The organism is Paraburkholderia sp. RAU2J, assembly GCF_003634845.1.
Lineage (GTDB): Bacteria > Pseudomonadota > Gammaproteobacteria > Burkholderiales > Burkholderiaceae > Paraburkholderia > Paraburkholderia fynbosensis.
The window spans coordinates 824,740-847,748 of the sequence record NZ_RBXG01000003.1 but is presented as its reverse complement, the minus strand read 5'-3'; the positions used below and the strand labels follow the sequence as shown (position 1 = coordinate 847,748).

Annotated in this window: 15 protein-coding genes and 1 pseudogene; 8 read left to right on the top strand and 8 right to left on the bottom strand. The window is 61.0% G+C overall.

The genetic code is table 11. The annotated features are described in order from the left end of the window. Positions 1–243 precede the first annotated feature (243 nt). From B0G69_RS35285 to B0G69_RS35260, 6 genes are all read right to left on the bottom strand, one after another. On the bottom strand, positions 244–1,605 hold the full coding sequence (locus B0G69_RS35285) for a sigma-54 dependent transcriptional regulator (protein ID WP_121324711.1): 1,362 nt from the start codon (positions 1,603–1,605) through the stop codon (positions 244–246). After that, entirely contained in the window at positions 1,595–3,460 is a 1,866-nt protein-coding gene (locus B0G69_RS35280; RefSeq protein ID WP_121324710.1) for an ATP-binding protein, read from the bottom strand. The genes B0G69_RS35285 and B0G69_RS35280 overlap by 11 nt, the downstream gene beginning before the upstream one ends. A gap of 90 nt (positions 3,461–3,550) precedes the next feature. Beyond that, on the bottom strand, positions 3,551–4,906 hold the full coding sequence (locus B0G69_RS35275; protein ID WP_277873607.1) for a 2-hydroxycarboxylate transporter family protein: 1,356 nt from the start codon (positions 4,904–4,906) through the stop codon (positions 3,551–3,553). Positions 4,907–5,011: 105 nt separating this feature from the next. Then, entirely contained in the window at positions 5,012–7,717 is a 2,706-nt protein-coding gene (locus B0G69_RS35270; protein WP_121324708.1) for a CoA-binding protein, read from the bottom strand. Positions 7,718–7,758: 41 nt separating this feature from the next. Next, entirely contained in the window at positions 7,759–9,051 is a 1,293-nt protein-coding gene (locus tag B0G69_RS35265; RefSeq protein WP_121324707.1) for an ATP citrate lyase citrate-binding domain-containing protein, read from the bottom strand. A gap of 957 nt (positions 9,052–10,008) precedes the next feature. Next, positions 10,009–11,211 carry a sugar ABC transporter ATP-binding protein gene (locus tag B0G69_RS35260; protein ID WP_241991634.1) on the bottom strand — a complete coding sequence of 401 codons (1,203 nt, stop codon included), beginning with the start codon at positions 11,209–11,211 and terminating at the stop codon, positions 10,009–10,011. 562 nt (positions 11,212–11,773) lie between these two features. On the opposite strand from B0G69_RS35260, the pseudogene B0G69_RS42385 reads away from it, so the two are divergent. The 8 genes and pseudogenes from B0G69_RS42385 to B0G69_RS35220 all read left to right on the top strand — a co-directional run. After that, positions 11,774–12,011, top strand: a pseudogene (locus B0G69_RS42385) (hypothetical protein); the annotation flags it as partial. 765 nt (positions 12,012–12,776) lie between these two features. Continuing rightward, the gene (locus B0G69_RS35250; RefSeq protein ID WP_121324706.1) at positions 12,777–14,591 is read left to right on the top strand and encodes an alkaline phosphatase D family protein; all 1,815 of its coding nucleotides are present in this window, start codon (positions 12,777–12,779) and stop codon (positions 14,589–14,591) included. 550 nt (positions 14,592–15,141) lie between these two features. Further along, the gene (locus B0G69_RS35245; protein WP_241991633.1) at positions 15,142–15,591 is read left to right on the top strand and encodes a hypothetical protein; all 450 of its coding nucleotides are present in this window, start codon (positions 15,142–15,144) and stop codon (positions 15,589–15,591) included. A gap of 216 nt (positions 15,592–15,807) precedes the next feature. After that, positions 15,808–16,005, top strand: a complete 198-nt coding sequence (locus B0G69_RS40855) for a hypothetical protein (protein ID WP_147440820.1) — start codon at positions 15,808–15,810, stop codon at positions 16,003–16,005. Positions 16,006–16,156: 151 nt separating this feature from the next. Further along, positions 16,157–18,052 carry an FAD-binding monooxygenase gene (locus B0G69_RS35235; protein WP_121325108.1) on the top strand — a complete coding sequence of 632 codons (1,896 nt, stop codon included), beginning with the start codon at positions 16,157–16,159 and terminating at the stop codon, positions 18,050–18,052. A 21-nt stretch (positions 18,053–18,073) separates the two neighbouring features. Further along, positions 18,074–18,514, top strand: coding sequence for a MarR family transcriptional regulator (locus B0G69_RS35230; RefSeq protein WP_121324704.1), 441 nt, complete (start codon positions 18,074–18,076; stop codon positions 18,512–18,514). Positions 18,515–18,780: 266 nt separating this feature from the next. After that, a complete protein-coding gene (locus B0G69_RS35225; protein ID WP_121324703.1) occupies positions 18,781–19,182 on the top strand; it encodes a GFA family protein in 402 nt (133 codons plus the stop codon). A 237-nt stretch (positions 19,183–19,419) separates the two neighbouring features. Continuing rightward, the gene (locus B0G69_RS35220; RefSeq protein ID WP_121324702.1) at positions 19,420–20,247 is read left to right on the top strand and encodes an IclR family transcriptional regulator C-terminal domain-containing protein; all 828 of its coding nucleotides are present in this window, start codon (positions 19,420–19,422) and stop codon (positions 20,245–20,247) included. A 29-nt stretch (positions 20,248–20,276) separates the two neighbouring features. Here B0G69_RS35220 and dapA read toward each other — a convergent pair whose 3' ends face one another. Continuing rightward, positions 20,277–21,185: a 4-hydroxy-tetrahydrodipicolinate synthase gene (gene dapA / locus B0G69_RS35215; protein ID WP_121324701.1), complete on the bottom strand. Its 909-nt coding sequence runs from the start codon at positions 21,183–21,185 to the stop codon at positions 20,277–20,279. Between the two features lie 25 nt (positions 21,186–21,210). Then, positions 21,211–22,923, bottom strand: coding sequence for an ABC transporter permease subunit (locus B0G69_RS35210; RefSeq protein WP_121325107.1), 1,713 nt, complete (start codon positions 22,921–22,923; stop codon positions 21,211–21,213). Positions 22,924–23,009 lie beyond the last annotated feature (86 nt).

The following is a 23,009-nucleotide window of genomic DNA, read 5'->3' as shown; positions in this document are numbered from 1 at the left end:
ACTGGGGGCTTAGGCTCGTGCCGCTCTTCGGCAGCGCTCCCACATCAACGCCTTCTGGCTCTCGCTGTAATAGATCCGGGTTCCATACTTCATTTGCAACACTCCCGCTGCTCGCGCAGCTTCGATTGTGTTGCATCGACGGGTTGAATCCGCACATATCGGCGGATGTCCAAAAGACGTCCGTTCCACCCAGGAAACAGCCACGATTCGCGATATTGAGCGCTGCATGATCGGGGCGCTCCCTCAAGCGTCGAATCCTTCGCTTTGCTCGTCTCCGCCCGGAAACTTCAGTTGACGCACCTTGTGATAGAGCGTCTTTTTCGGCATTCCCAGTTCAGCGCTGGCCTCGGCGATATTCCCGTTGTGCCGCCGCAGCATATCCGCGATCAGCATGTGTTCGAAATGGGCAAGTTGCTCCGCAAGCGTTCCGGTTTTAATCCGCTGCCCGCCGGCCGGCAGCAGGCGGTCGCCATCGAGCCCAAGGACAAAGCGATCCGCGACGTTCTGCAATTCCCGCACATTGCCCGGCCACTGATGCGTCATTAGCTCCGAGACCTGGGATGCAGACACGATCGGAGCCGACAGCCCAAAACGAAGTGCGGCAGCGAGTACGAAATGCTCGAATAGCAGCGGTATGTCTTCTCGACGTTCGCGCAGAGGGGGTAAATCGATCAGCGCGACGTTCAACCGATACAGCAGGTCAGCGCGGAAACGTCCGTCTGTCGCAAGTTCGACGAGATCTGCCTTCGATGCCGCCACGATCCGGCAATCGACAGCTATCGCCTCGTTCGAGCCCAGTCGCTCAATCTGGCGTTCCTGCAATACCCGCAGCATCTTGATTTGCAATGCGATCGGCATGGTTTCGATCTCGTCCAGAAAGAGCGTGCCGCCGGTGGCCCATTCGATCTTGCCGATGCGGTTCTTGATTGCACCCGTGAACGCACCGGCCTCATGACCGAATAGCTCACTCTCGAATAGCTGCTCCGGTAAGCCGCCACAGTTGAGCGCAACGAAATGATGATCGCGGCGCCCACCGAAATCGTGCAGTCCACGGGCGATCAGTTCCTTGCCCGTGCCCGTTTCGCCGGTAATCAGCACCGACACTGAGGTATCCGCCAGCCGCAGGATTTTCCGTCGAACCTCGACGATCGCGGGCGACTTGCCGAGCACAAGCGCCTCTATTCCCCGCCAGTTGTGCAGCGCCGCGCGCAAACCCTGCACTTCGAGCGTCAAACGGCGCTTCTCGACAGCGCGTGTTACACGACTCGCGATGTGGTCCGACGAAAAGGGCTTCTCGATGAAATCATAGGCGCCCGTTCGCATCGCCCCCACCGCTGTCGCGATGTCCGCGTGCCCGCTGATCAGTACAACAGGGATCTGTGGATCGATCGCAAGGACACGTTCGAGCAATTTCAGACCGTCGATGCCCGGCATCCGTACATCGGACACGATCACCACCGGTGCACCCGGTGCGACCTCCGCCAGCGCCGCGGCCGCCGACTCATACGCCCGCACTGGAAAGCCAGCCAAAGCAACTGCCTGCTCGACGCCGAGACGCACGTTCTCATCGTCTTCGACCACGACAACGCTAATCTCATCGCCCATTGGCTGCCTCCTGCTCCGTCGCCACGGAAAATTCAATAGTGAATTGTGCGCCGCCGTTGGGTCGGTTTGCAGCGGAGATTCGCGCCCCAAAGCCGTCCACAAGACGCGAGGTAATCGCGAGCCCGAGACCCAGGCCGCGGCCTCGCGGCTTCGTCGTCACGAATGGTTCGAATAGATGCGCCAGAATCTCCGGCGCGATGCCCGCGCCACTGTCGCTGACGGTGAACCGCACACGGCTCGGCCGTTCGGTTCTGGAAGCTTCGATGGCGATCACGCGCTTATCCTGATCCGCGACGGCATCCAGCGCATTGCCGAGCAGGTTGACGATCACCTGCTGCAGTTGGCTCGGCTCTGCGCATATCGTCGTGCCGGCCGGGATCAGCACATCGAGCTGCACCTGCTCATCGCGAATCCGTGCTTCGTAGATCAGCACCGCATGCGCGACCGCTTCATTCAGTGACACCGCGACACGTTCGAATTGAGGCTTGCGGGCGAAGGTCTTAAGTTCGCTTGTGAGTATCGCCATGCCGTCGACGAGCCGCGAAATTCGTTCGAGGTTTCCGATGGCAGGCGCAGGCTGATTGCGTTCGAAAAACGTCCGTGCATTGTCGCAGAGCGTTTTGATGGCAACGAGCGGCTGGTTCAGTTCATGCGTCAGACCGGCCGCCATTTGTCCGAGCACCGCGAGCTTGCCCGCATGCACGACCTCTTGCTGGGAATCCCGTAGTAGCTGCTCGGTGCGTGTGCGCTCGACAATCTCCTCCCGCATCCTTTCATTGGCCTGCGTCAGTGCCGCCGTGCGCTCGCGAACCGTGATCTCCAGCCGATCATTGGCGCTGCGCAGCGCGTCCTGTGCCCTGAGTTTTTCCGCTATGGCGCGGCGGCGCTGGATCGCATAGAGGCAATACAGTCCGATGATGAGGAAGCCCCCCGTGACGAACGCAAGCGCGATTTGTTGCTGGCGCCGCGCGCTGGACAGGTCGAGCAGAATCATGATCGAATCGCCGGCCTGGGGGGCGGTTCGCGACATTGCCAGATATCGCCGCTCGTGGCCTGGGCGACCCCAGTCGGGAAAGCGTGCAAACCACGCCGAGGTGTCCCAGTCACCGAGACGCCGGTACGGCAGCGCTTCTACGCTACGGCCGGCATATTGCCGCGATGCCTGGATCTGGCGTTGCTGCTGTGCCGTTATCGGTCTAAGCGACGTGAACTTCCACGCCGGAACCGTGGAAATGACAATCACGCCGTTACTATCGATCACCATCGCCGCGACGCCCGGCACTCTCCACGCGGATTCAAGCGCGTCTACGCTGACCTTGACGGCCGTGGCCCCGATCGGGCCGCCATCCTCTCGCACCGCGCTCGCGAAATAGAGGCCAGGCATGCCGGTGTTCGTGCCGATACCGAAGAACCGGCCCGCTCCATGTGCGAGCGCGTCCTGGAAATACGGCCGATAAGACACGTTGGTGCCGACGAAACTTTCTGGCCGATTCCAGTTGCTCGCGGCGACGACCAGGCCGTGCTGGTCGATCACGTCTACGGCAACGCTGCCGGCCTCGCGATTCACTGCGTCAAGATAGATATTGACCGTCTGTAGAAGTCCGGCCGGTGGGTGGGGCATCGCACTCAACAATGCGCGCACGCTTTCCTGCCTGGCGACGATCGAAGGCATCATCTCGTAGCGTCCGAGCTCGCTCCTGAGGCTGGCAGCATACAGGTCGAGCCGGTGTGCGCCGACCTCCACAAGCGCATCGATCGAACGGTTCCACGCAAACTCGACCGCGGCGGCAGCCACACCGACGTAAAGCGCGGCGGCGGCCGCCCATCCCCACAACGGAATACCGCTTATTTTCATGCTCAAGGTCGCCCCGCGGCGCTCGATTGCAGAATGACTGCCGATCCCGACGTGGGGAACGGCGTCCCGACGTTTGCCAATAGCAACTCATCATCCCATGCGCGCTAGAACGATCAGCGTGACCGTTACGACAATCGCCCCGCCAATGCGGGTGGCAATCTGCGCAAACGGCATCAGTTGCATGCGGTTGGCCGCCGTGAGGATGGCGATGTCGCCGGTCCCGCCCTGCCCACTATGACAGGCGTTCACGATCGCTGTGTCGATAGGGTACATCTTCATCATGCGACCGACCAGGAAGCCAGTCCCCATCAGTGTGGCCACCGTTGCGACGATGGTGACGATGTTCACCAGCGTGAACGCAGCCATCAGTTTGTCCCACGGCGTCATCGCCACGCCGATCGCGAACAGCAGCGGATAGGTCACGGCCGTCGAGAAGAACTTGTAGACGACGAACGCGCCTTCCTGCAATGGCGGCGACACCGCCCGGGCGAGCTTGACCAGCACCGCGAGAAACAGCATGGCCACCGGCGCGGGCAGCCCGAACATGTTGCGACACATCAGCCCGAGCAGGTACAGCGTGATGGCAGTGATTCCAGCCGCCGCGATGTGGGAGACGTCGACGTGTCCGCGAATTTCTTCCTCCACCGGGTTCATTTCGTCCACCTCGCCGGCTTGCAAACGCCCCTGACCCGTGAGATGCGGAAAGCGTTTTCCGACCATATCGAGCGCGCCCGCGAAGATGATCGCGGTGAGACTGCCGAGCATCACGGGCGGCAGCACCTGGGCGAACAGTTCGCCCTGCGGCAGATGAAGGATTTCCGAATAGCCGACCGACAAAGGTATCGCGCCTTCGCCAATGCCGCCCGCCATGATCGGCACGACGACATAGAAGAACGTATGGCGCGCGCCGAGCCCGAGTGCCATGCCGACCAGCGTCCCGACGATGCCCGCCGCGACCGAGCCGAGCGCGAGCGGAACGAAGATCTTGATGAACCCTTGGATCAACACACGCCGGTCCATGCTCAGAATGCTACCCACGATGATCGACGCAATGAACAGGTAGAGGAAGTTGGTCGATTTCGTGAAATCCGTCGTGAGCGTGAGGATCGGCTTGGGCAGCAAATGGTAGTAAGTCAGCGCGGATGGGATGAAGGTCGCGAAGATCGCTGCAGCGCCGATATTTCGCACGATCGGCAGGCGCTTGCCGATCTCCGCGCAGGTGAAACCGAAGAAGGCCAATACAGCGATCGCCATCGAGATTTCGCCGGGCACCTTTCCGGTGATCGCGAAACCTGCGATCAGCGCGAGCAGGATAACGTAGACCGGCAGCGGAATAATACCGATCCGGTATTCCATCAGTTTCCACCAGCCCTCTGGCCAGAATCGGGGCTTGATTTCGGGTTGCGGCGCCGGTACCGGCTGTGATGTGTGTTGAGTGACTTGCACGAAGTGTCTCCTCGGCGTTTGAAGCCGGTGCTGCATTCCGATAAAGCAGTCGAATGCGGCCCGGTCTTCGGACTGATCAGTCGATCGTAATACAGCTTTCGGCTCTCACGCGACGAATCGCACGTTTGCCTGAGGTGTGCGAGTGTCCAGGTTGCGACCGCGATTCAAGTGGTCGTCAACCTCCGCAGCGCAGCCGATCATCCGGCCATACAGGAACACGGTAAAGGCCGCGGTCTCCAGCGCCTGACTGGAGAACTCCCCCGCCCGATGGCGAGCCCACAGCATCTTCAGCAACACCGAGGCAATCACTGCATCCACGTTGACCGCGAATACGTTGCGCGTCACGTTTTCATCGTACAACGCCTGCACCAGCGCACGGTAGTAGTCGTGAAAGACGTTGTACTCGCCGCGAGCCTCGAAGCGTTGACGCACGAACGCCTCACGGGGATCGACGTTGATGGGCTTGCCCTTGAACACCGGATGGTTGATGCAGGGCAGTGCCGTGGCTTGCTGTGCGCCGACCTCCTTGCGTTGTGTCCGCTCCTCGCCATATGCACGTGCGAATCCGGCAGCCATCGCTTTCAGGTCGAGACCGTGCGCCGGATCACCGGGATCGGTCATCGAGACCTCCTTAAAACGCTCAAGCAGGAACGCCACTCCCTCGAAGCCATTGCCGCCATGCGCGTAGCCCGCGTGGGTGAGAAAGCCGACCATCGCTTTGTTGAGTTGAACGCGTTCCGGCGTTTCGGGACCGTCCGCCGATACCGCGCCCTTCGCGCCCTGCGCGGAGATCGCGCCCGGTCCGTTCGTGAGCAGCAGGCCAACGAGTGTCTGAAATCCAAACAGCTCAGCTTCATCCGGCTTGCCCCCAATCAACGCGGCGCACGCAACATCGGTCAGCGAGCGCTGTCCTAGCACCTCGTCCATCGCGATACCGCAGAAGCGTCCCGCTTCATGTTGTCCGGCGTCGACCGACGCGCCGATCAGCGTTCCGAACAGGCGCATCCACCATGGCAGGTTTTCGACGGTCATCCGCGATACGCGTTTGCGCATCAACGGCCCCCACGCGAGCGTCGTGGTGATTGCAGCCAGCACGGCATCGGCGTTCGGGTGTCCGTCGAGGCCCTGTAAATAGCGGATGAACACGGACTTCGCTTCTCGGTTCGCCAGACCTGCAAGCATCGCCTGGGCCTTTTCGTCGGGCGCCTCACACGTGAGCAGCGCGCGCGTCTCGGCGTCGGACTGCAGCAACGACAACTCGAAGTCTTCGTCGAGCGCATCACGCAGGCCGGCCGCGGTGCCGAGGTCGACGAACGCTTGCGCAGCCCGTCGCGCGCGGTCCGCGCGACGAGGCCCGACAATGCTCGCCGCCGCCGCGAGGACGCTATTCGGCGCGTTGCCCGCGTCGCGCGCGGCTTGTGCCGCCGCAAGCGTCGCGTCGCCATGCAGGTTGAGTTCGGCGCCGACCGCAACACTGACGAGTTTCGCGTCGTTTGTGCCCCCCGGTTCATGCAACAGCGCTAGGCAAAGGTTGCCCTCGAGCGAATACTGCGCGGCCTGTAGCACCGGCACGCCGTGCAGACTCGTCACCTGCGTGCCCGGGTCCATCTGCGATGCGCCCGAAGCGTCCTTCATATTCTGGCGGGGCAACACGATGCCGACCTGTTGGTTCAGCGCGGCGATCTGTGCGTCATACGGCGGCAACGCTGCGACAACCGGCAGGTCGAGCTCGGGCGGCAACGCAATCCCTATTGATGAGCGAAACCATGGCTTGAGCGCGAGACTGCCTTCTGGCGCGAAGTCCGGCCGCGCACCGTTTTCATGCATCACCGCCGTCAGGGCCGCCGGAATGTGGGCGATATTGGTTACAAGCGCGCCTTTTGCGCTACACACCGGATCGTCCGGTGTGAACGGTCGATCGACGCCAAACTTCTCCATGAACCAGCGCTCTTTTGATGCAGCGTCGTCGTTGCCGCCGGCCAATGCTCCCGCATGGCCGACCGCGCGCGTCAGTTTCTGCTTCCAGCGGCCGACCACGCAGGCGACCACCGGCTTGCTGAAATTCGCTTCGAGTTCGTAATACCCGCCCGGCTCCGAGTACAGCACGGCCGCCTTGCTGCGCGCGTCATTGGCGAGCGCGAACGCGAACTCCGGCGCCGCGAAATGGATATAAACGTCCTTCCCACTCGACATCAGCGTAGTCGTTCCCCAGCCGGCCATTCGCAGGTATGTCGCGATTGTTGTCGTGAAGTTTCCCGAGTTTGAGAAGATCGCGATCGAGCCTTTCCTGAGTGCCTCGTCAGGGCTATCGCCGCCGAGTGCGCCGCCGATGCGCACGCGGTTCCACGCATCGGCAATGCCAAGGCTATTGCCGCCGAAGATGTCGATGCCGTTTTGCTGCCCCATCGCGCGGATCTCGCGCGAATCGTGCACGGACAATTTCTCCGTGACGATGAAGATTTTCTTGAGTTCGGGATTGACGCGAATCAGTTCGGCCACACCGTCGCGCGCAGCGGATGGCGGCAAATAGATCACGCCGCAGTTGAAACGATGGCCGTCCTGCAGCCCTTCCAGCACGCTGTTGTACACGGGGATATTGCCAAGCGAAGTCTCCAGCACCTGTCCGCGGCGTCCGGGCGACGTGCCGAAAACCACGTTACCTCCCGAATACGCGTGGCCCACCGGCGTGACTTGTCGCGACTCGCCCCCGAGTATGTTCAGCACGCACACACGGTCCTCGCGGCAGGCGGCCTGCGCGAGCGAACTGATGCCGACGTAGTATTTGAAATCTCCTGCACCTTGCCTGTACATGGTCTTCCTCCAGATTGATTAGATGCTCAAGTCATGTCGGTTCAGGCCTGGGCGGGCGAGCCTTGCGCACTGTTGAGCGTCGCGCAGACCAGCTCGCGGCCGCCTGCTTTCATCCACGCGTCCGCCGCCTTCGCGTACTGGATCACTTCGCTGATATCCGAATCGAACCCGAAAATGCTGTAGGGCAGGCCGAGCGCATCGCACGTATCACGCATTGCACCCATGCCGCGGACAAGGTTAGGGCCGCCGCGCCCGATCACCACGTAAAGCGGCGTCGGTCCGTTCTTGCTGAAATGCTCGCGCAACGCATCGGCCATTGCGCGCAGCGTCTCGAAGATATCGGTGTTGTTCGACTTCCCGCCGATGATGAATAGCACGTTGGTCTGTTTCAGCCAGTGCTTGAAACAGATGCGAGCGACTTCCTTCATCTTTTCGTAGGGAGGATTCCCACCGAAGTCCGAGGAAATGATCGCGTCGTCGCCCAGGATCTCCGACACCAGCGAGTTGGCGCCGCCGCCAAAAGTCGGCGCGAGGATCGTGCCGCCTTCGTTGATCACATAGACGTCGCTTTGACCTTGGTAGGTTCGCAACTGGTTGATCTCTGATTCGAAATCGGAATAGTCGACCGAGAACACGTGCGCGGGTATGTCGAGCCGCTGCCAGCGAACGTCGTCGCGATCAAAGCCGCATTTGAAATCGCATGCGACTGGCGTCAGCCGGCCATCGCGACCGGCCTGCATGCGGATCGGGTTCAGCTCGAGCGTCGTCATGCCGAAGTTGTGATATAGCTCCCACAGTTTTGGCAGGTGTTGGACCAGCGGCGAAATGATTTCCTTAGGCGCGTTCAGGCGCGACAGCGCGTTGGCGACGACGAACGCCTTCAGCCCGGTGAGCGGATCAAACGGCACGTGCACGATCATGCTCGGGTCCAGTTCCTCGATGTCGACGCCGCCGTGATGCGTGAGTGTCATCGTAGGCGCCCTGAAGCGCGTCGAATCGGTGATCGAGAAATACACTTCATGCTGCGCCGGCACTGCGCCTTCGAAGGTCACGCCATTAGCCTTGGCGGTCTGATTTCCATGCCGGTGTTCGGCGAAGTACAGGCGCTCCTTCTCCTTCAGTGCGGTTTTCAGGTCGCTCGCTCGCCCGATGAGTCCCGCCTTGCCCTTTTTGCCTATCCCACCCTTGAACATAGGCTTCACGAATACCGAGCCATGACGATCGATCAGGGCCTTGATCTGCTCTTCGCTTGCGTCAGGGCCGAGAACTTCGGCAGTGGGAAAACCGCCGAATTTCAACAGTCTTGAGCCGTACAACATACCAGTGACTTGCATATCGTCTCCTTGCGGGTTGCTTCCTGAATGGACTGCGCGGTGGCATCGGCGGGCATGCCGGATACAGTGACGAACAATCGACGGACGCATCTGTCCCGCCGGCCGCGGGAGGCAGTCGGTGATCAGGACAGACTGGGGAAGTTGAGTTGCGGCTTACTAACGCCGCGCGCTAGAGCGCGGGGGGCAAAATCGAATCATGGGTGTCGTCTCCGAAGGTGAGTCCTGTGCGGACTGCTTTAATGGCGTTGGATGCGCTATGCGTTAAACAACGCAAGGCCCGTGCCAACGATCGCCGGACGTGGAGGCCGCCTATCTTATTGATTTATATGGATTTTGTTGACATGAAAATGACTGGCAGACGAACCGATTCTCGAAAGTCAGAATCCGCCGGCGGTGCAGGCTGAGACTTCAGCCGCCGTAGAAAGCCGAGCGTGAAAAAAATTCACGTCGTATTCGGGCATCGGGGACGCGGTCGCCCGCGCGCATTTCCCAGCTGTCCGCTGTGACCAGTGCTTCTTGCCGAAGATACCGTCGGGCCATTCCCAAAATCAGCGAATAAATCGACTGCGCGACTGACCAGGATGCGAGCGGACTCCAATGCCCGCGAGGGCCTGCCTATTGTCGCCCGATGCGGCAGGACATGTGGCCGTTGTCGGACTTGAAAGCTGCCGCCGCGTCCCGCCGGTGTTCGGCGGCGGCAGCGGGGACCCTAAGCAGCCGCTGGGGTCGTGAAACATTAATGGCGGCTTCCAAGACCGCGCACTGCCTCATGCAAACAGCGTCGGCGGCCCGTCCTCCCTCGGTGTCGATCGACAAAACGCGACCCTAGGCAGACGTCCACCGTCTGCTGAACCAAAAGGGAGTAGGCGACGTCGCGAGATCGACATGACGCGCGCAGAATGCCGACGCCGGCACTCCCGGCACGCAACCGATCAAACGCCATACTTATACTTAAGCTCAATCTTTGCCACCATCGTCTCGATCGTCGTCGAGATGGTAACGTCGTTCGTCCCGACAGTCCCATCGGTGATGACCGGGCAGCCCATCAATCTTGCGGATCCGGACGCCGTCGGCCACATACAGAGCACCGTCACGCCCGAACGCAAGCCCTCTTGGTTGCATCAGCATTGCCTGCACGGCCAGACCTCTGTCACCGGAGTATCCCGCCGTACCTGTCCCAGCGATAGTCTCAATGACTCCTGTCTCCCTGTCCACCTGCCGGACGCGGTAATTAGCGCTATCGCTAATGGTCAGGTTGCCTGCGCAATCGGCCGCAATATGCGAGGGATAGTTGAGGAGCGCCTGCGTCGCAGGCTGGCCATCGCCGTTGTAGCCCGCCAGGAAAGCAACCCCTGTCGTGCCCGGATAGACACCCGCCACGGTCGTGAACGTCTGACGTCGTGCGTCGAGTTCACGAACGGTGCTTAGAACAGAGTCGGCAAAGAACATGTCATTCTGCCGGTTGAACGCCGTAGTGATGTAATACAGGAAACCGGCTGCCATTGCAGGCCCGCTGGCCGGACCTGCTCCGTTTATGCCGCCGCCCACTACAGTCGTGATGATACCGGTGCGACGATCGACGCGGCGAATGCGGTCGTTGCCAGAATCGCTGATGACAAGGTTCCCGTGGCGGTCGAAGGCGATGTCCGTCGCGTTGATCAATGCACCACTTGCAGGCCCGCCATCTCCAGAAAATCCGCGCTCGCTTCCGCCGACTACCGTGCGCATCGTTAGCGTGTGACGATCGACGCGCCAGATCCGGCTGGTCGATCCATAATCGGCGATATAGACATCGCCGTGCGGTCCGACTGCGACCCCTGTCGGATAGTCGAGATTTGTCGCTGTTGCCTTCAGCCCTTCGCCGTTATAGGCGGTTTGACCGGTACCCGCGTAAGTCGTGATGATTCCTGTCGCGTGATCGATGCGCCGGACCACGTGGTTCACGGGCTCGGCGATAAACAGGTTTCCCTCGTGGTCGAGAGAAAGTCCCTCGGGAGCGAGGAGCGCTGACGTGGCCAACCCTCCGTCACCGGCATACCCTTGCTCTCCGGTACCGGCCACCGTGACTATTGTTTGTGATTGAGCCGCTGCTGCAAGAGGCACGACCAACAGAATGATCCGGGCGAACTTGAAAAGGCCCGCACAAACGGAGTGTTTCATCGCTGAACTCCCGAGGTTATCCCCGCTCAATCGGCTCTCACAACATCATCCAGGTTATGGTGAGCGTCATCCGTTTTCCGCCAGGCGTTCACCATCTACTGAGCAAGCTGCCACCAGCACGGCATGCGACGCTACGGCGGGCATGGCCCATATCCCGTTAGGCCCAAAGTTATACGTGGAGCCAAAGCCGGCGGGGGTACTCATCTGAGCGCCGGCCACGTAGGTGTCACCTAGTGGAGGTGTGCCCGCAGCGAGCGTCGCATGCGCAAAGGCGAGGCCGGTGAGGGAACTGCCGATGATGAACCACAGGCGTCCCCTTGAATGCCGACGACGCAGCGCGCGTTGCGTAGGAGGTAGTTGTGGGGGTCACACATCCTCTCCTTTCCGCGTGGGACACGGAATGGCTGACGACGGCCGCAAAGCCGGTGTGAAACGCGTTAGCCGTCGTGTCTGAAGAATAGCTGCTGGCTTCGCAGACGCTTGTCCATATCTCTGCGTTTTGCGCCTTTTATCTGCACACGGTCGCCAAGAGTGCCGTGTCGGCATCTCGGCATGAGGGGCAGACGTCGCGCCTGTTGCGAAGCGCTCTGATCGGCATGGTGCTGGAGCAGATGCTCTGGAGCACTGCCCAACCTGATCCGACAGAGAAGACTCCTAAGCCGGATGATGCGAGGCTGCTGGACGCTATCGCGGGTTGGATCGAGAAGCGTCCGAGAGTTCTTTCGGAAGCGGTGCTTTTGCATCCGCGTCTCCCCGATACGTCATCGAATTCAGGAAACGCTCCTGCATTCACTCCTTGACCCTTGCACTCTCGACCCCGTTCCGCAACGCGTTAATCCCGTCGCTAACAGAGTCGGCGAAAACACCTTGCTGCGGTCGATGACCCGATAACAGTGAGCGGCGGCCGAGCGTCCCCTGTCTCGTGCGGCGCCGCCGTTCGAATATACCGTCGCGGTGGCGGACGAACGACTTGAATTGGGCCGAACTCCCCCAGAGCGAAACAGCGCTGAGAATCGGCGCTGTGACATAGGCGACACCAAGACCGGCCCGCCGCCGCGTCGGTTCACAGGGCGTCTAACTCGTCCTCTTCGCTCATCTAGAATTGTTGGTTGCTGCATTCGCAACCAACCATGCGTCAGCTTATCGTTTGACGGCGCAGCAACGGTCCGCTTCTCCAGGCTAATGCTTGCCCTTGACTCGCCAGCCACACGCTCGGAATTAAAAAAGAGGCCAAAAAGAACAAAAGGAATCGCACATGGCCGCCACAGCCAGCGAGACAAGCGCCCGGTTGCCACCGTGTAAAGTTGCCAGTGCGATGGCCAACAGCCCAATCGTTTCGGTAAATCGTCTATGGCCCCGGTTGCCGCCAAAGACGTTGCTTGACAGACCTACCAGCGGTTTATAGAAATGAAAGCGTTGGGCGCGAGAGGAACCGGCCGAACGCTCGGATGCACCACTGAATTCATCGCCAGGCGCGACGCGGGAATTGCCTAACGTCGGCGACTGATGCTCGCCCACCAAAGCCGCGCATCGACTTCGCCATGTATCGCGTACTGAGGAGTTCCATGGACCGTCGGCGCTTTCTCTCACTTTCCGCGTTCTACACCGTCGCAGCCGCTGCTGGCTCTTTGGCCGCCTGCCATTCCGGCGACGACAACAATGGACCCGCGCCAAACCCGGTGGGTATGTATGCGTTCCCGCAAGGCGTGGCGAGCGGTGATCCGCGTGACGTGTCTGTCGTGTTCTGGACTCGTTGCATAGCGAATCCGAACAACACGGCGAATGCGTCGACTCCGTCTAACGTGCCTCTGCTGCTTCAGGTCTCCGCACGACCGGACTTTGGGCAGCTTGCCGCAACGGTACAACTCACTGCGATCCCCGATTACGACTACACGGTTCGCGCCAAGGTCACCGGACTTCAGGCCAAGACGACCTACTACTATCGTTTCGTCGCGGGCAGCGACGTCAGCCCGACGGGCACTACGCTGACGGCAGCCGCTGCCACTGAAGCGCTACCGCAGCTGCGCTTCGCGTGGTTTGTGTGCCAGAACTGGAGCGCCAATCACTGGCAGGCAATGACGCTGATGGCCGCAGAGACGGATCTCGACTTCATCGTGCACCTGGGCGACTACATCTACGAGACCACTGGAGCGGCCGCGCAGCCAGGTCCCGCTGAGCCCGCGCATCCGATGATCACGCTACCCGACGGCCTGCCGCTGCCGGGTGGCGGCACCTACGCGAACACGCTGGCCGACTACCGCACGCTGTATCGCACCTATCGCGGCGATGAGCGGTTGCAGACAGTGCATGCGCGCTTTCCGGTAATCGCGATCTGGGATGATCACGAGTTCTCCGACGACTGCTGGCAAGACCATCAGACCTACACGAACGCGAACCTCCAGCAAACCGCACGCCGCCGCAACGCCAATCAGGCATGGGCCGAGTATCTGCCGGTTGACTGGGGTGACGTGTCGTTCGATCTGAACAACCCTGCCTACAACAATATCCGCATCTATCGCGACTTCCATTTCGGCTCGCTGATTCACCTCGTGATGACCGACGAGCGGCTCTATCGTGACGATCACGTCGTAAGCGAAGCGGCGATCGCGTCCTTGCTCGGACATGATCCAGTGAACGGCAATGATCTCGTAGGCTCACGCTACTTCGTGCCGCAACCCGTACTCGCGCAATCCGAGGTGCTCGATACCCAGCAACTCGGCCGTGTGCCCTCGATCCTTGGCACCACACAAACACAATGGTGGAAGGAGACTTTGCAGGCGTCTACCTCGACATGGAAAGTGTGGGGCAACGAAGTGATGATGAACCGGATGTGGCTCGATCTGTCCGCCATCGCGCCGGCGCCCGACAACGTCGTGTTCGTGCTCGACTGCGATGCGTGGGACGGGTATCCGTCGCACAAGGCGGACTTGATGTCGTTCGTGAAGACGCAAGGCATTAAGAATCTTGTCGCCGTCACGGGCGACCTGCACGCTTTTCAGGCAGGCGTCGTGCGTGACGTGCCCGATCCCGCGACAGGCACCCCGGTGATGGTCGATCTGATGTCGGCCGGCATTAGCAGCCGGCCGTTCTTCGAGGATGTGCAGGTCTACGCGGCAGGCATGCCGCTCGCGTCGCTGATCAGTTCGTCGGCAGTGTTCGATGCGTTTATCATGCAAAACAACCCCGACATGCACTATGCGGATCACGACGGCATCGGTTATGCATCGGCAACGGTCACGCCGACGCAGTTTGTCGCGATCTTCAACAAGGTGAAAGGCCTCAACCCGGACGCCACGGCACCGGCATCGCCGCTCGCAAAGCGCACGCGCGTGACGATCAACTCCGGCACCGTCGCGGTACAGGTGGAGGACAACGTCTAAACGGCTAACGGTTATCCGTCGGATCGCCACGTTCTATACGGACGCCAATGCCGTTGTCCGTAAGAACCGCGCTACCGCCGACTCGCCCTTTCGCGTCGGACAGCAATCGACCGAGGGCGTGTCAAGACTCGAAGTTGCCTGGTTTTCGGGTGTCGCTTCACCCCTCCCCAAGTGCCGCAAAGCCTATACAGAGCATCCTGGCGGGTCAACTTTCGCGCGCAACGTCGAAGCCGCACGTTTTGACACACCCTTATATGGACACCGTCCAATGCAGAACTTACGTTCTACGATGCTGGAAATTGGCGAACGCCCGCCTCCGGACCCTGAACGGCCGTTCGGTCCCGCAAGAGTCCAACGGCAGCTATCGAACTGGATTTGCCCTTCCGGCGGCTGCGAGCCGAGAGTCAGACTGCCGGATGCGCCTGCCTGCACATACGCTGCAATAGCGGTCTTCTTCATCATGCTGGTTCACTGCTTCGGGCTAGCTCCCAGGAAAAGCTCGTTCGGGCGCTAATATGGATGATCGTGATCCGCAATGAGAGGCTGCTCCATGAATGCATCGGCTATCTCTGCTCTGGCTGCGCTAGTCGGCGCCGCGATCGGCGGCCTCACTTCGGTGCTTGCTTCATGGTTGACCCAACGCACCCAGGTTCGCGCCGAGTGGCGGGCACATGACCGCGTCCGGCGGCAGGAGCTCTATAAGGAGTTCATCGAGGAAGCAACGAAGTGCTATGTTGACGCGCTGCAACACAATGAACCGGATCTGAACTCGATCGGCAGCATCTACGCCAAAATCAGCCGCATGCGAGTCCAGTCTTCGAGCGAAGTCGCGGATGAGGCCGAAGTTATCGGACGCAAGATCGTCGACACCTACCTCGCGCCAGACAAGTCGTTTATCGAGATTCGCGAGATGCTCGCAGACGGTTCGATCGACATCCTCAACAACTTTAGTGACGCATGCCGCGCGGAGTTCGCATCGCTTCGCGCGCAGCTGGAATAAAACCCGCTCACGTTCCGTTCAAAGCGGCCTGAGTTCGACGGCCGCTCGGCGCGATACCCGTCGCCGAGCGCCTTCGTCAGCGTACTTTCCTGGCTGAGCGTCCGCCCGTCAAGCGTGAGCAATGCGACCTGCTCGGCGATCACCGGCTTGCGCGCTTCGAGCGCCGCGAGCCGGCTCGTCAGACCTCGCCGGTAGTGTGCCTCGACGCTGTCCCGCGTGAACGCAACCGATTCGATCCGCTGCTTCTGCAATTCAACCTCCGCGTCGAGCGCCTGCAGACGGCTGGCCGAGATCGATCAGGGCGTGGTGGTTGAACACAAGCGGCTGGGGCATGCACTGCCGGGATTTGCTCGAGCTGCTCGCCTGATCGCGGCAGACCCCGCGCATCAGCGCGCCTTCCCCTCCCACAAGTGAGACATTTTCTGGCAAAGACGCGGACAAATACCGCCACGCCACCCTTAGTTTCCTAAGGGTAAACCGCTATAACACGCAAAACTATTGAAATAGTTGGCATACGGAGTATATTTCTTCCAACGCGATAAGCACCAACATGGAGGAAGACATCATGCAATTTCATCTCAACGGTTTTCGTGTCGGCGACCCAGGGATCGAACCCGCCGCCGAGAACATGCACGGCCCCGAGATGCCCGACCAGGTCGACGTTCTGATCGCCGGTTCGGGACCCGCGGGGCTCGTCCTCGCCGCTCAGCTATCGAAATTCCCTGGCATCACGACCCGCATCGTCGAACGCCGGTCAGGGCCGCTTTTGATGGGCCAGGCAGACGGCGTCGCGTGCCGGACCGTTGAGATGTTCAATGCGTTCGGTCTCGCCGAGCGCTTGCTGCGCGAAGCATACTGGGTCAACGAAACTGTCTTCTGGCGTCCTGACGCCGATGAGCAAGGCGCGATCCGGCGTACCGGACGTGTTCAGGACACCGAACCAGGCCTTTCCGAGTTTCCGCACGTCATCGTCAATCAGGCCCGTATCCAGGACTATCTGCTGGATGTGATGCGGCTGTCCCCGCGGCGGCTGGAACCGGACTACGATCTCGAAGTCGTGGCCGTGGAACGCGATGATGTCGGCGAGTACCCGGTGCGGGTCACGTTGCGCCGCACTGATGCAACGCGGCTCGGCGAGGAAATATGCGTGCGCGCCCGCTATGTCGTGGGCTGCGACGGCGCGCGCAGTCGAGTGCGCGCCGCAATCGGACAAACGTTGCGCGGTGACGCGGCCAATCACGCATGGGGCGTGATGGACGCGCTTGCCGTCACCGACTTCCCCGACATCCGGCTGAAGGTGGCCATTCAGTCCGCCCGCGAAGGCAATCTGCTCATCATTCCGCGCGAAGGTGGCCATCTCGTGCGCTTCTATGTCGACCTCGGCGACGTAACGCCTGAAAAGCGAGACGCGATCAAACAGATTACGGTTGACCGCATCATCGCGACCGCACAACGGATTCTGCATCCCTATACGCTCGACGTGAAAGAGGTCGCATGGTTCTCGGTGTACGAAGTGGGACAGCGTCTAACCGACCGTTTCGACGATTCCGTCAGCGCAGATGGAGTCGATCGTGACCCTCGCGTGTTCATCGCCGGGGATGCCTGCCATACGCATAGCGCCAAAGCGGGCCAGGGAATGAATGTCTCCATGCAGGACGGGTTCAATCTCGGCTGGAAACTCGCTGCGGTTCTTCAGGGACGCAGCAGTCCCACTCTGTTACGCACGTATTCCGGCGAGCGCCAACCCATCGCGAAGGAGTTGATCGAGTTCGACAAGGAGTGGTCGGCGATGATGGCGGCGCCACCCAAGGATCCAGCCCGGCCGGAAGCAGGCGGAGTCGATCCCGCTGAATTGCAGGCGTACTTCGTGCGCGCCGGCAGGTACACCGCGGGGGTCGCGACCCGCTACCGCCCAGGCATGCTCACGGGAGGGTCGACTTATCAGGCGCTCGCGAGCGGCTTTACGATCGGTACCCGGTTCCACTCTTCACCGGTGGTTCGCGTCGCCGACGCCAAGCCGGTCCATCTCGGACATGCCGCGCAGGCGGACGGCCGCTGGCGCCTGTATGTTTTCGCCGATGCCAGTCAAAGAGCGTTCGATGCCTTGTGCGACCATCTCATCAACTCGCCCGATTCCATCTTGCGGCAAATTACGCCCACCGACACCGACCCGGACAGCGTGCTTGATCTGCGTGCGGTGCTTCAGCAAGACCATCGGGAAGTGTGTCTGGAAGCGTTGCCTCGTCTGCTGCTGCCATGCAAGGGACGCTACGGCCTGATCGACTACGAGAAAGCATTTACGAGCGACGCGGTGACTGATATCTTCGACGAACGCGGCATCGACCGCGAGCGGGGCGCAGTGGTTGTGGTCCGCCCGGACCAGTACGTTGCTCACGTTCTACCGCTGAACGCCTACGCGGAGTTGAGCACCTTTCTGCAGCCCATTTTCCGAATCAATTAACCTGCGCGGAACACTGCGAAATTGCCAACAAAATCCGATGACCTCAAAGGGCTTGCCCGACACACGGGCAGCCTGGTACGCCGCGCTCAGCAGCGACACCTGGCGGTATGGCTTCGCGAGGTTTCGGCTGAGGTCACGAGCGTGCAATACGCGGCGCTCGTCGTCCTTCACGAGACGCCGGGCGTCAACCAGCGACAACTCGGCGACGAGCTGGACGTGGACCGTTCCACGATTGCCGATCTGGTTGCACGCATGGTGCGAAACGGCCTGATCGAGCGGCAGGACGACCCCGCCGACAAGCGCAGCTATATCCTGTTCCTGACTTCAGCAGGGAAAAAGCAGCTCGCCACCTTGCGCCCTCGCGTCGACAATGTCGATCGTATCCTCACCGCCGCGCTTTCTCCGCTGGAAAGTGCTGAGTTGCGACGGCTGCTCGCGGTTTTGCTGTCGGAGCGCACGTAACGTCGAGTTCCCGCACGGCCGCTTCGTTGCCTTGCATGAAGCAGAGAAGGGCCGGTTCACGAATTTCACCCTCGACAAACGATTTATCAGGCTCGCCTCAATTTCACGCCCAATATTCCGCCAGTTTTCTCGGAAAAAATTAAATATGCCATATTGTGAGCTAATTCAAAATTCGGCTATTGGACATCGACCTTGGACCCATCAATAATCATGGACGTGCTACTCCCCAATCCATTTGCGACGTGCGTACTGCCTGAAAACCAGCCATGAAACCATTGCTTGCCGGCGGATGCCTTTGCGGTGCTGTCCATTACTCGGTAAAAGACGAGTTCATCTACGCGTTGAACTGCCACTGTTCAAACTGTCGGCGTGCGACCGGTTCAGCGTTCAAACCATTCGCGGGGATCGAGCGCGACAAGTTGTGTATCACTCAGGGCAAAGACAACCTGTTGATTTTCGGTGACGAACGAGCGTCGCACGATGTGCACTGCAAGACATGCGGCAGCCTGATGTTCTCAGTGGTTCGTCACGGAGAGTTCGTACACGTCACTTTGGGAACGCTCACCGACACCCCCACCATTCGCCCCACTGCTCACATTTTTGTGGGTTCAAAGGCAGCGTGGCATGCCATCACCGATCAGCTGCCACAGCACGAAGAATTCGACTGAATGGTTAGACGCTGTCGCACCCGGACTATTGGTTCAAATTCGCGACGTGATCGAACTCTTTGCGCCGGCCTGATGCCGAAATCATCCGCGCCACCGTCTGCTCGCATGGTCGAACGCAAGAGTCGAATTGGGTAACGAAGACACCTTCATTCCTCGCCAAGGAATAAATTCCGCGAATTTTTTTAGCACTGCAATTGGACTACAATCAAACGTATCGCAATACGATCGTTCGACTCAATGCCCAAGGCCTCTTCCGCAGCGGCGCCAGCGTCGCGTGACGCGTCTTCCGAACGCTCCTCCCTGTTCATCGGATCTACCGAAAAGACATTCCGGGTGCTCCACGCGTTCGATGGTGCGAGTCGCCACATGACGCTTGCCGACATCGCCAAAGCATCGGCGCTCGACCGAAGCGCCACGCAGCGCATCGTCTATACGCTGGAAGCGCTCGGTTACCTGTTGCGTGTGCCGGAGACGCGCAATTACCGGCTCACCACCAAGGTGCTCCAGTTCACTTACAACTACATCCGCGCCAATGAACTGGTCGACAAGGCATCGCCCTATCTGCTGGACATCAGCCGCCATCTTGGCGAGACGACGAATCTGCAGGAAATCGACGGGAGCGAAATCGTGTTCGTCGCGCGCTTTCCTGGGCGCCATCTCTTCAACGTCGACATTGCATTAGGGGCGAGGCTACCAGCTCTCTTCACCGCGTCCGGCACCGCCATTCTTTCGCGCCTGCCCGAGAAGCAACTGAAGGCCATCATCGCGCAAACACAGCTCGAGCGGATGACGCCCTATACGGAGATCGATCCGAAGAAACTGCTCGAACGGATACGGCAGGCATCGCGCCGGGGCTATGCCATCATCGAGAACGAAACGGTGTTGGGAGATATCTCCGTTGCCGCACCCATCACGGATCACGGTGGCGCCGCGGTTGCGGCGATCAACATCTCCGTGCCCACGACTCGCTGGACAGTGGAACGCGTCGAGGCGGAATTGGCCAAGCATGTTCAGGTGGCCGCGACCTCGATCTCGAAGTCGCGCCTGCCCATCTCCCATCGCTAACGCGACGCGTTAGGGCAAACCTCAGCGCGTCACTCGCGTCCCTCGAAAACAGCAAGCTGCTTCTTGAGCTCGGCGCGCAGGTTATTCGCCAGCGTCGCGTCGGCACGCACGAGCGGCGCAAGCACGTCGGGGGCATGCACGCCGATGAGATCCATCACCGACTTCATCGGACCGGGGTTCGTTTCGGCGAAGGCCAGGTTCATCAGCGGAATCAGCGTGCGATGCAAAGCAAGCGCTTCCTGGGTCTTTCCCGCGCTGGCGAGTTCGTAGATACGGCGCCACGCACTCGGCAATAGAGAAGCAGTCACGACGATACCGCCACGCGCGCCTGCCGCGATATGCAGCGGGAACAAGGTGTCCTCGCCGCTCAGGACCGAGAAGCTCTCATCGACACCCGCCACTACGCGCAGGAAATGCCACATGTCGGTGTTGCACGCCTTCATGCCGATGATGCGTTCATGCTGCGAGAGTTCATGAATCACTTCCGGTGTGATCGCAATGCGCGTCCGGTACGGAATCTCGTACAGCAGGATCGGCACCGGCGATTCGTCGGCATAGCGCATGAAGTAGTCGCGGATGCCGGCCTGCGTCGGGTTGGTGTAGTACGGCGTCAGGACCAGCAAGCCATCGGCGCCGGCCGCGGCGAAGTCTTTCGCCGCCTTGATCGCATCGTGATACCCCGGGTCGAGCACGCCCGCGATCACAGGCACGCGGCCTGCCGCTTCGCGCGCCGTGACTTCGACCATGCGCACGCGCTGCTCGCGTGAGAGCGCGCCATACTCGCCCGTGCCGCCAAGCGGTAGAACTCCGTCGGTGCCCTGCGCGAGCAGATAGCCCAGCAGCGCGCGGGTGGCTTCGACGTTGATCGTGTCGTCCGGATGCACCGGGGTGGGAATAGCCGGCAAGATGCCGTGCAAGGATTGAGACGTCAACGACATACGGATTTCTCTTTGTTTGAAAGGCTCAGGAGGCCATTCCCCGGCGCCGCAGGCGATCGGCGACCGAGATCAGGATCGAAATGAAGACGAACAGGCAGGTGGATACCGCCGCGATAACCGGCGAAATCTGCATCGTGGTTTCGTCCCAGAACTGCTTGGGCAGCGTGGTGCTGAGACCGCCCGACGAGAACAGCGCAATCGTCAGTTCGTCGAACGAAGTCGCAAACGCGAACAGGAACGAAGACAGCATCCCCGCACTGAGAATCGGGAACGTGACGCGCCGCAGCGTCGTGAACGGCCCGGCGCCCATGCTTTGCGCGGCCAGATCCAGACGCGTGTCGTAATTGCGCAGCACCGCCATCATGGTGATCACCACATACGGCACCGCCACCACGGTATGCGCCAGCACCAGCCCGAGCGACGAGCCCACCAGTCCGATCTTCGCGAAGAAGTAGAAGATGCCCACCGCGAGAATCATGCGCGGGACCACGATCGGCGCGAGCACGAACGCGAGCATCGTCGCGTTCCAGCGCAAGCCGCCGCGCACCAGAAGAAACGCGACCGGCGTGCCGACGGCCATCGACAGCACGCCCGTGCCGACGCCAACGACGAGCGAGCGCGTCGCGGCCTGCATCCACAGCGGCGAGTCGATCACCTGCTGGTACCACTGCAGCGATACACCATGCGGCGGCCACGCGAGGCCCGAAGCGGAATCGAACGACAGAGGAATCATCAGGAACGCCGGCGCGCTCAGGAACACGATGATCAGCAACACGACGGTGCGCAAGGTGCGGCTCGCGCCGTCGCCCGCACGCTTGCGGCGCCTCGGCAGCAGACCAATGAGCGCATCGCTGGCGTTGCCGAGCACCGTGAGCAGCGCGTCGCCGAGCTTGCGGCTCAGCCCGCCGCCGCGTTTCGGAGCGCGCGCCGCGCTGCTGCCGCCCGTCATCGTCGAGAGGCCGACCATGCGGTCGTATACGACGAAGACCACCAGCACCACCGCCAGCAGCAGCACCGAGATCGCACCCGCGAAACCCCAGTTCAGCGCCTGCAGCACCTGATCGATGATGAGCTGCGTGATCATCGTTTCGTGGCGGCCGCCGAGCAGCGTCGGCGTGATGAAGAAGCCGATCGCGGTCACGAACACCATCAGCGCCGAAGCGAATACGCCCGGCAGCGAGAGCGGGAAATACACCTTCCAGAACGCGGTGCCCGGTCGCGCGCCGAGTGTCGACGCGGCGCTCGGCAGGCGGCGATCGATATTCTCCATCACCGAGAGCATCGTCATGATCGCGATCGGCATGAGCGCGTGCGTCATCCCTACGATCACCGCCGGCAGGTTGTAGAGCAACCCGAGCGGCGAGTCGGCGAGGCCTAGATGCCTGAGCGCCCAGTTGATCACGCCGTTGCGGCCGAGCAGCACGACCCAGGCGAAGGTGCGCACCAGAAAGCTGGTCCAGAACGACAGCAATACCCAGTACAGCAGACGGTTCTTGCGCTCGCGTGTGAGCGTCGAAATCAGGTACGCGACCGGATAGCCGATCAGCACGGAGAAGAAGGTCGTGAGCAGCGATACCTTGAGCGTCACCCACAACACATCCACATAGACCGACGAAGCGAACAGTCGCTTGTATTCGGCGAGCGTGAAGCCGCTCTGGTTGTGAATGCTCAGCAGGAGCAGTTGCCCAACCGGATAGATCAGGAACACGGCGAGCAGCACGACGACCGGCGCGGCCATCGCGGCGACGCGCAGCTTCTCGCGCGAGCGCCGGCTGCGCGCGGGTCGTGCCGGCCTGGCTTCGGTCTGCGCGGCAATGGCGGAAT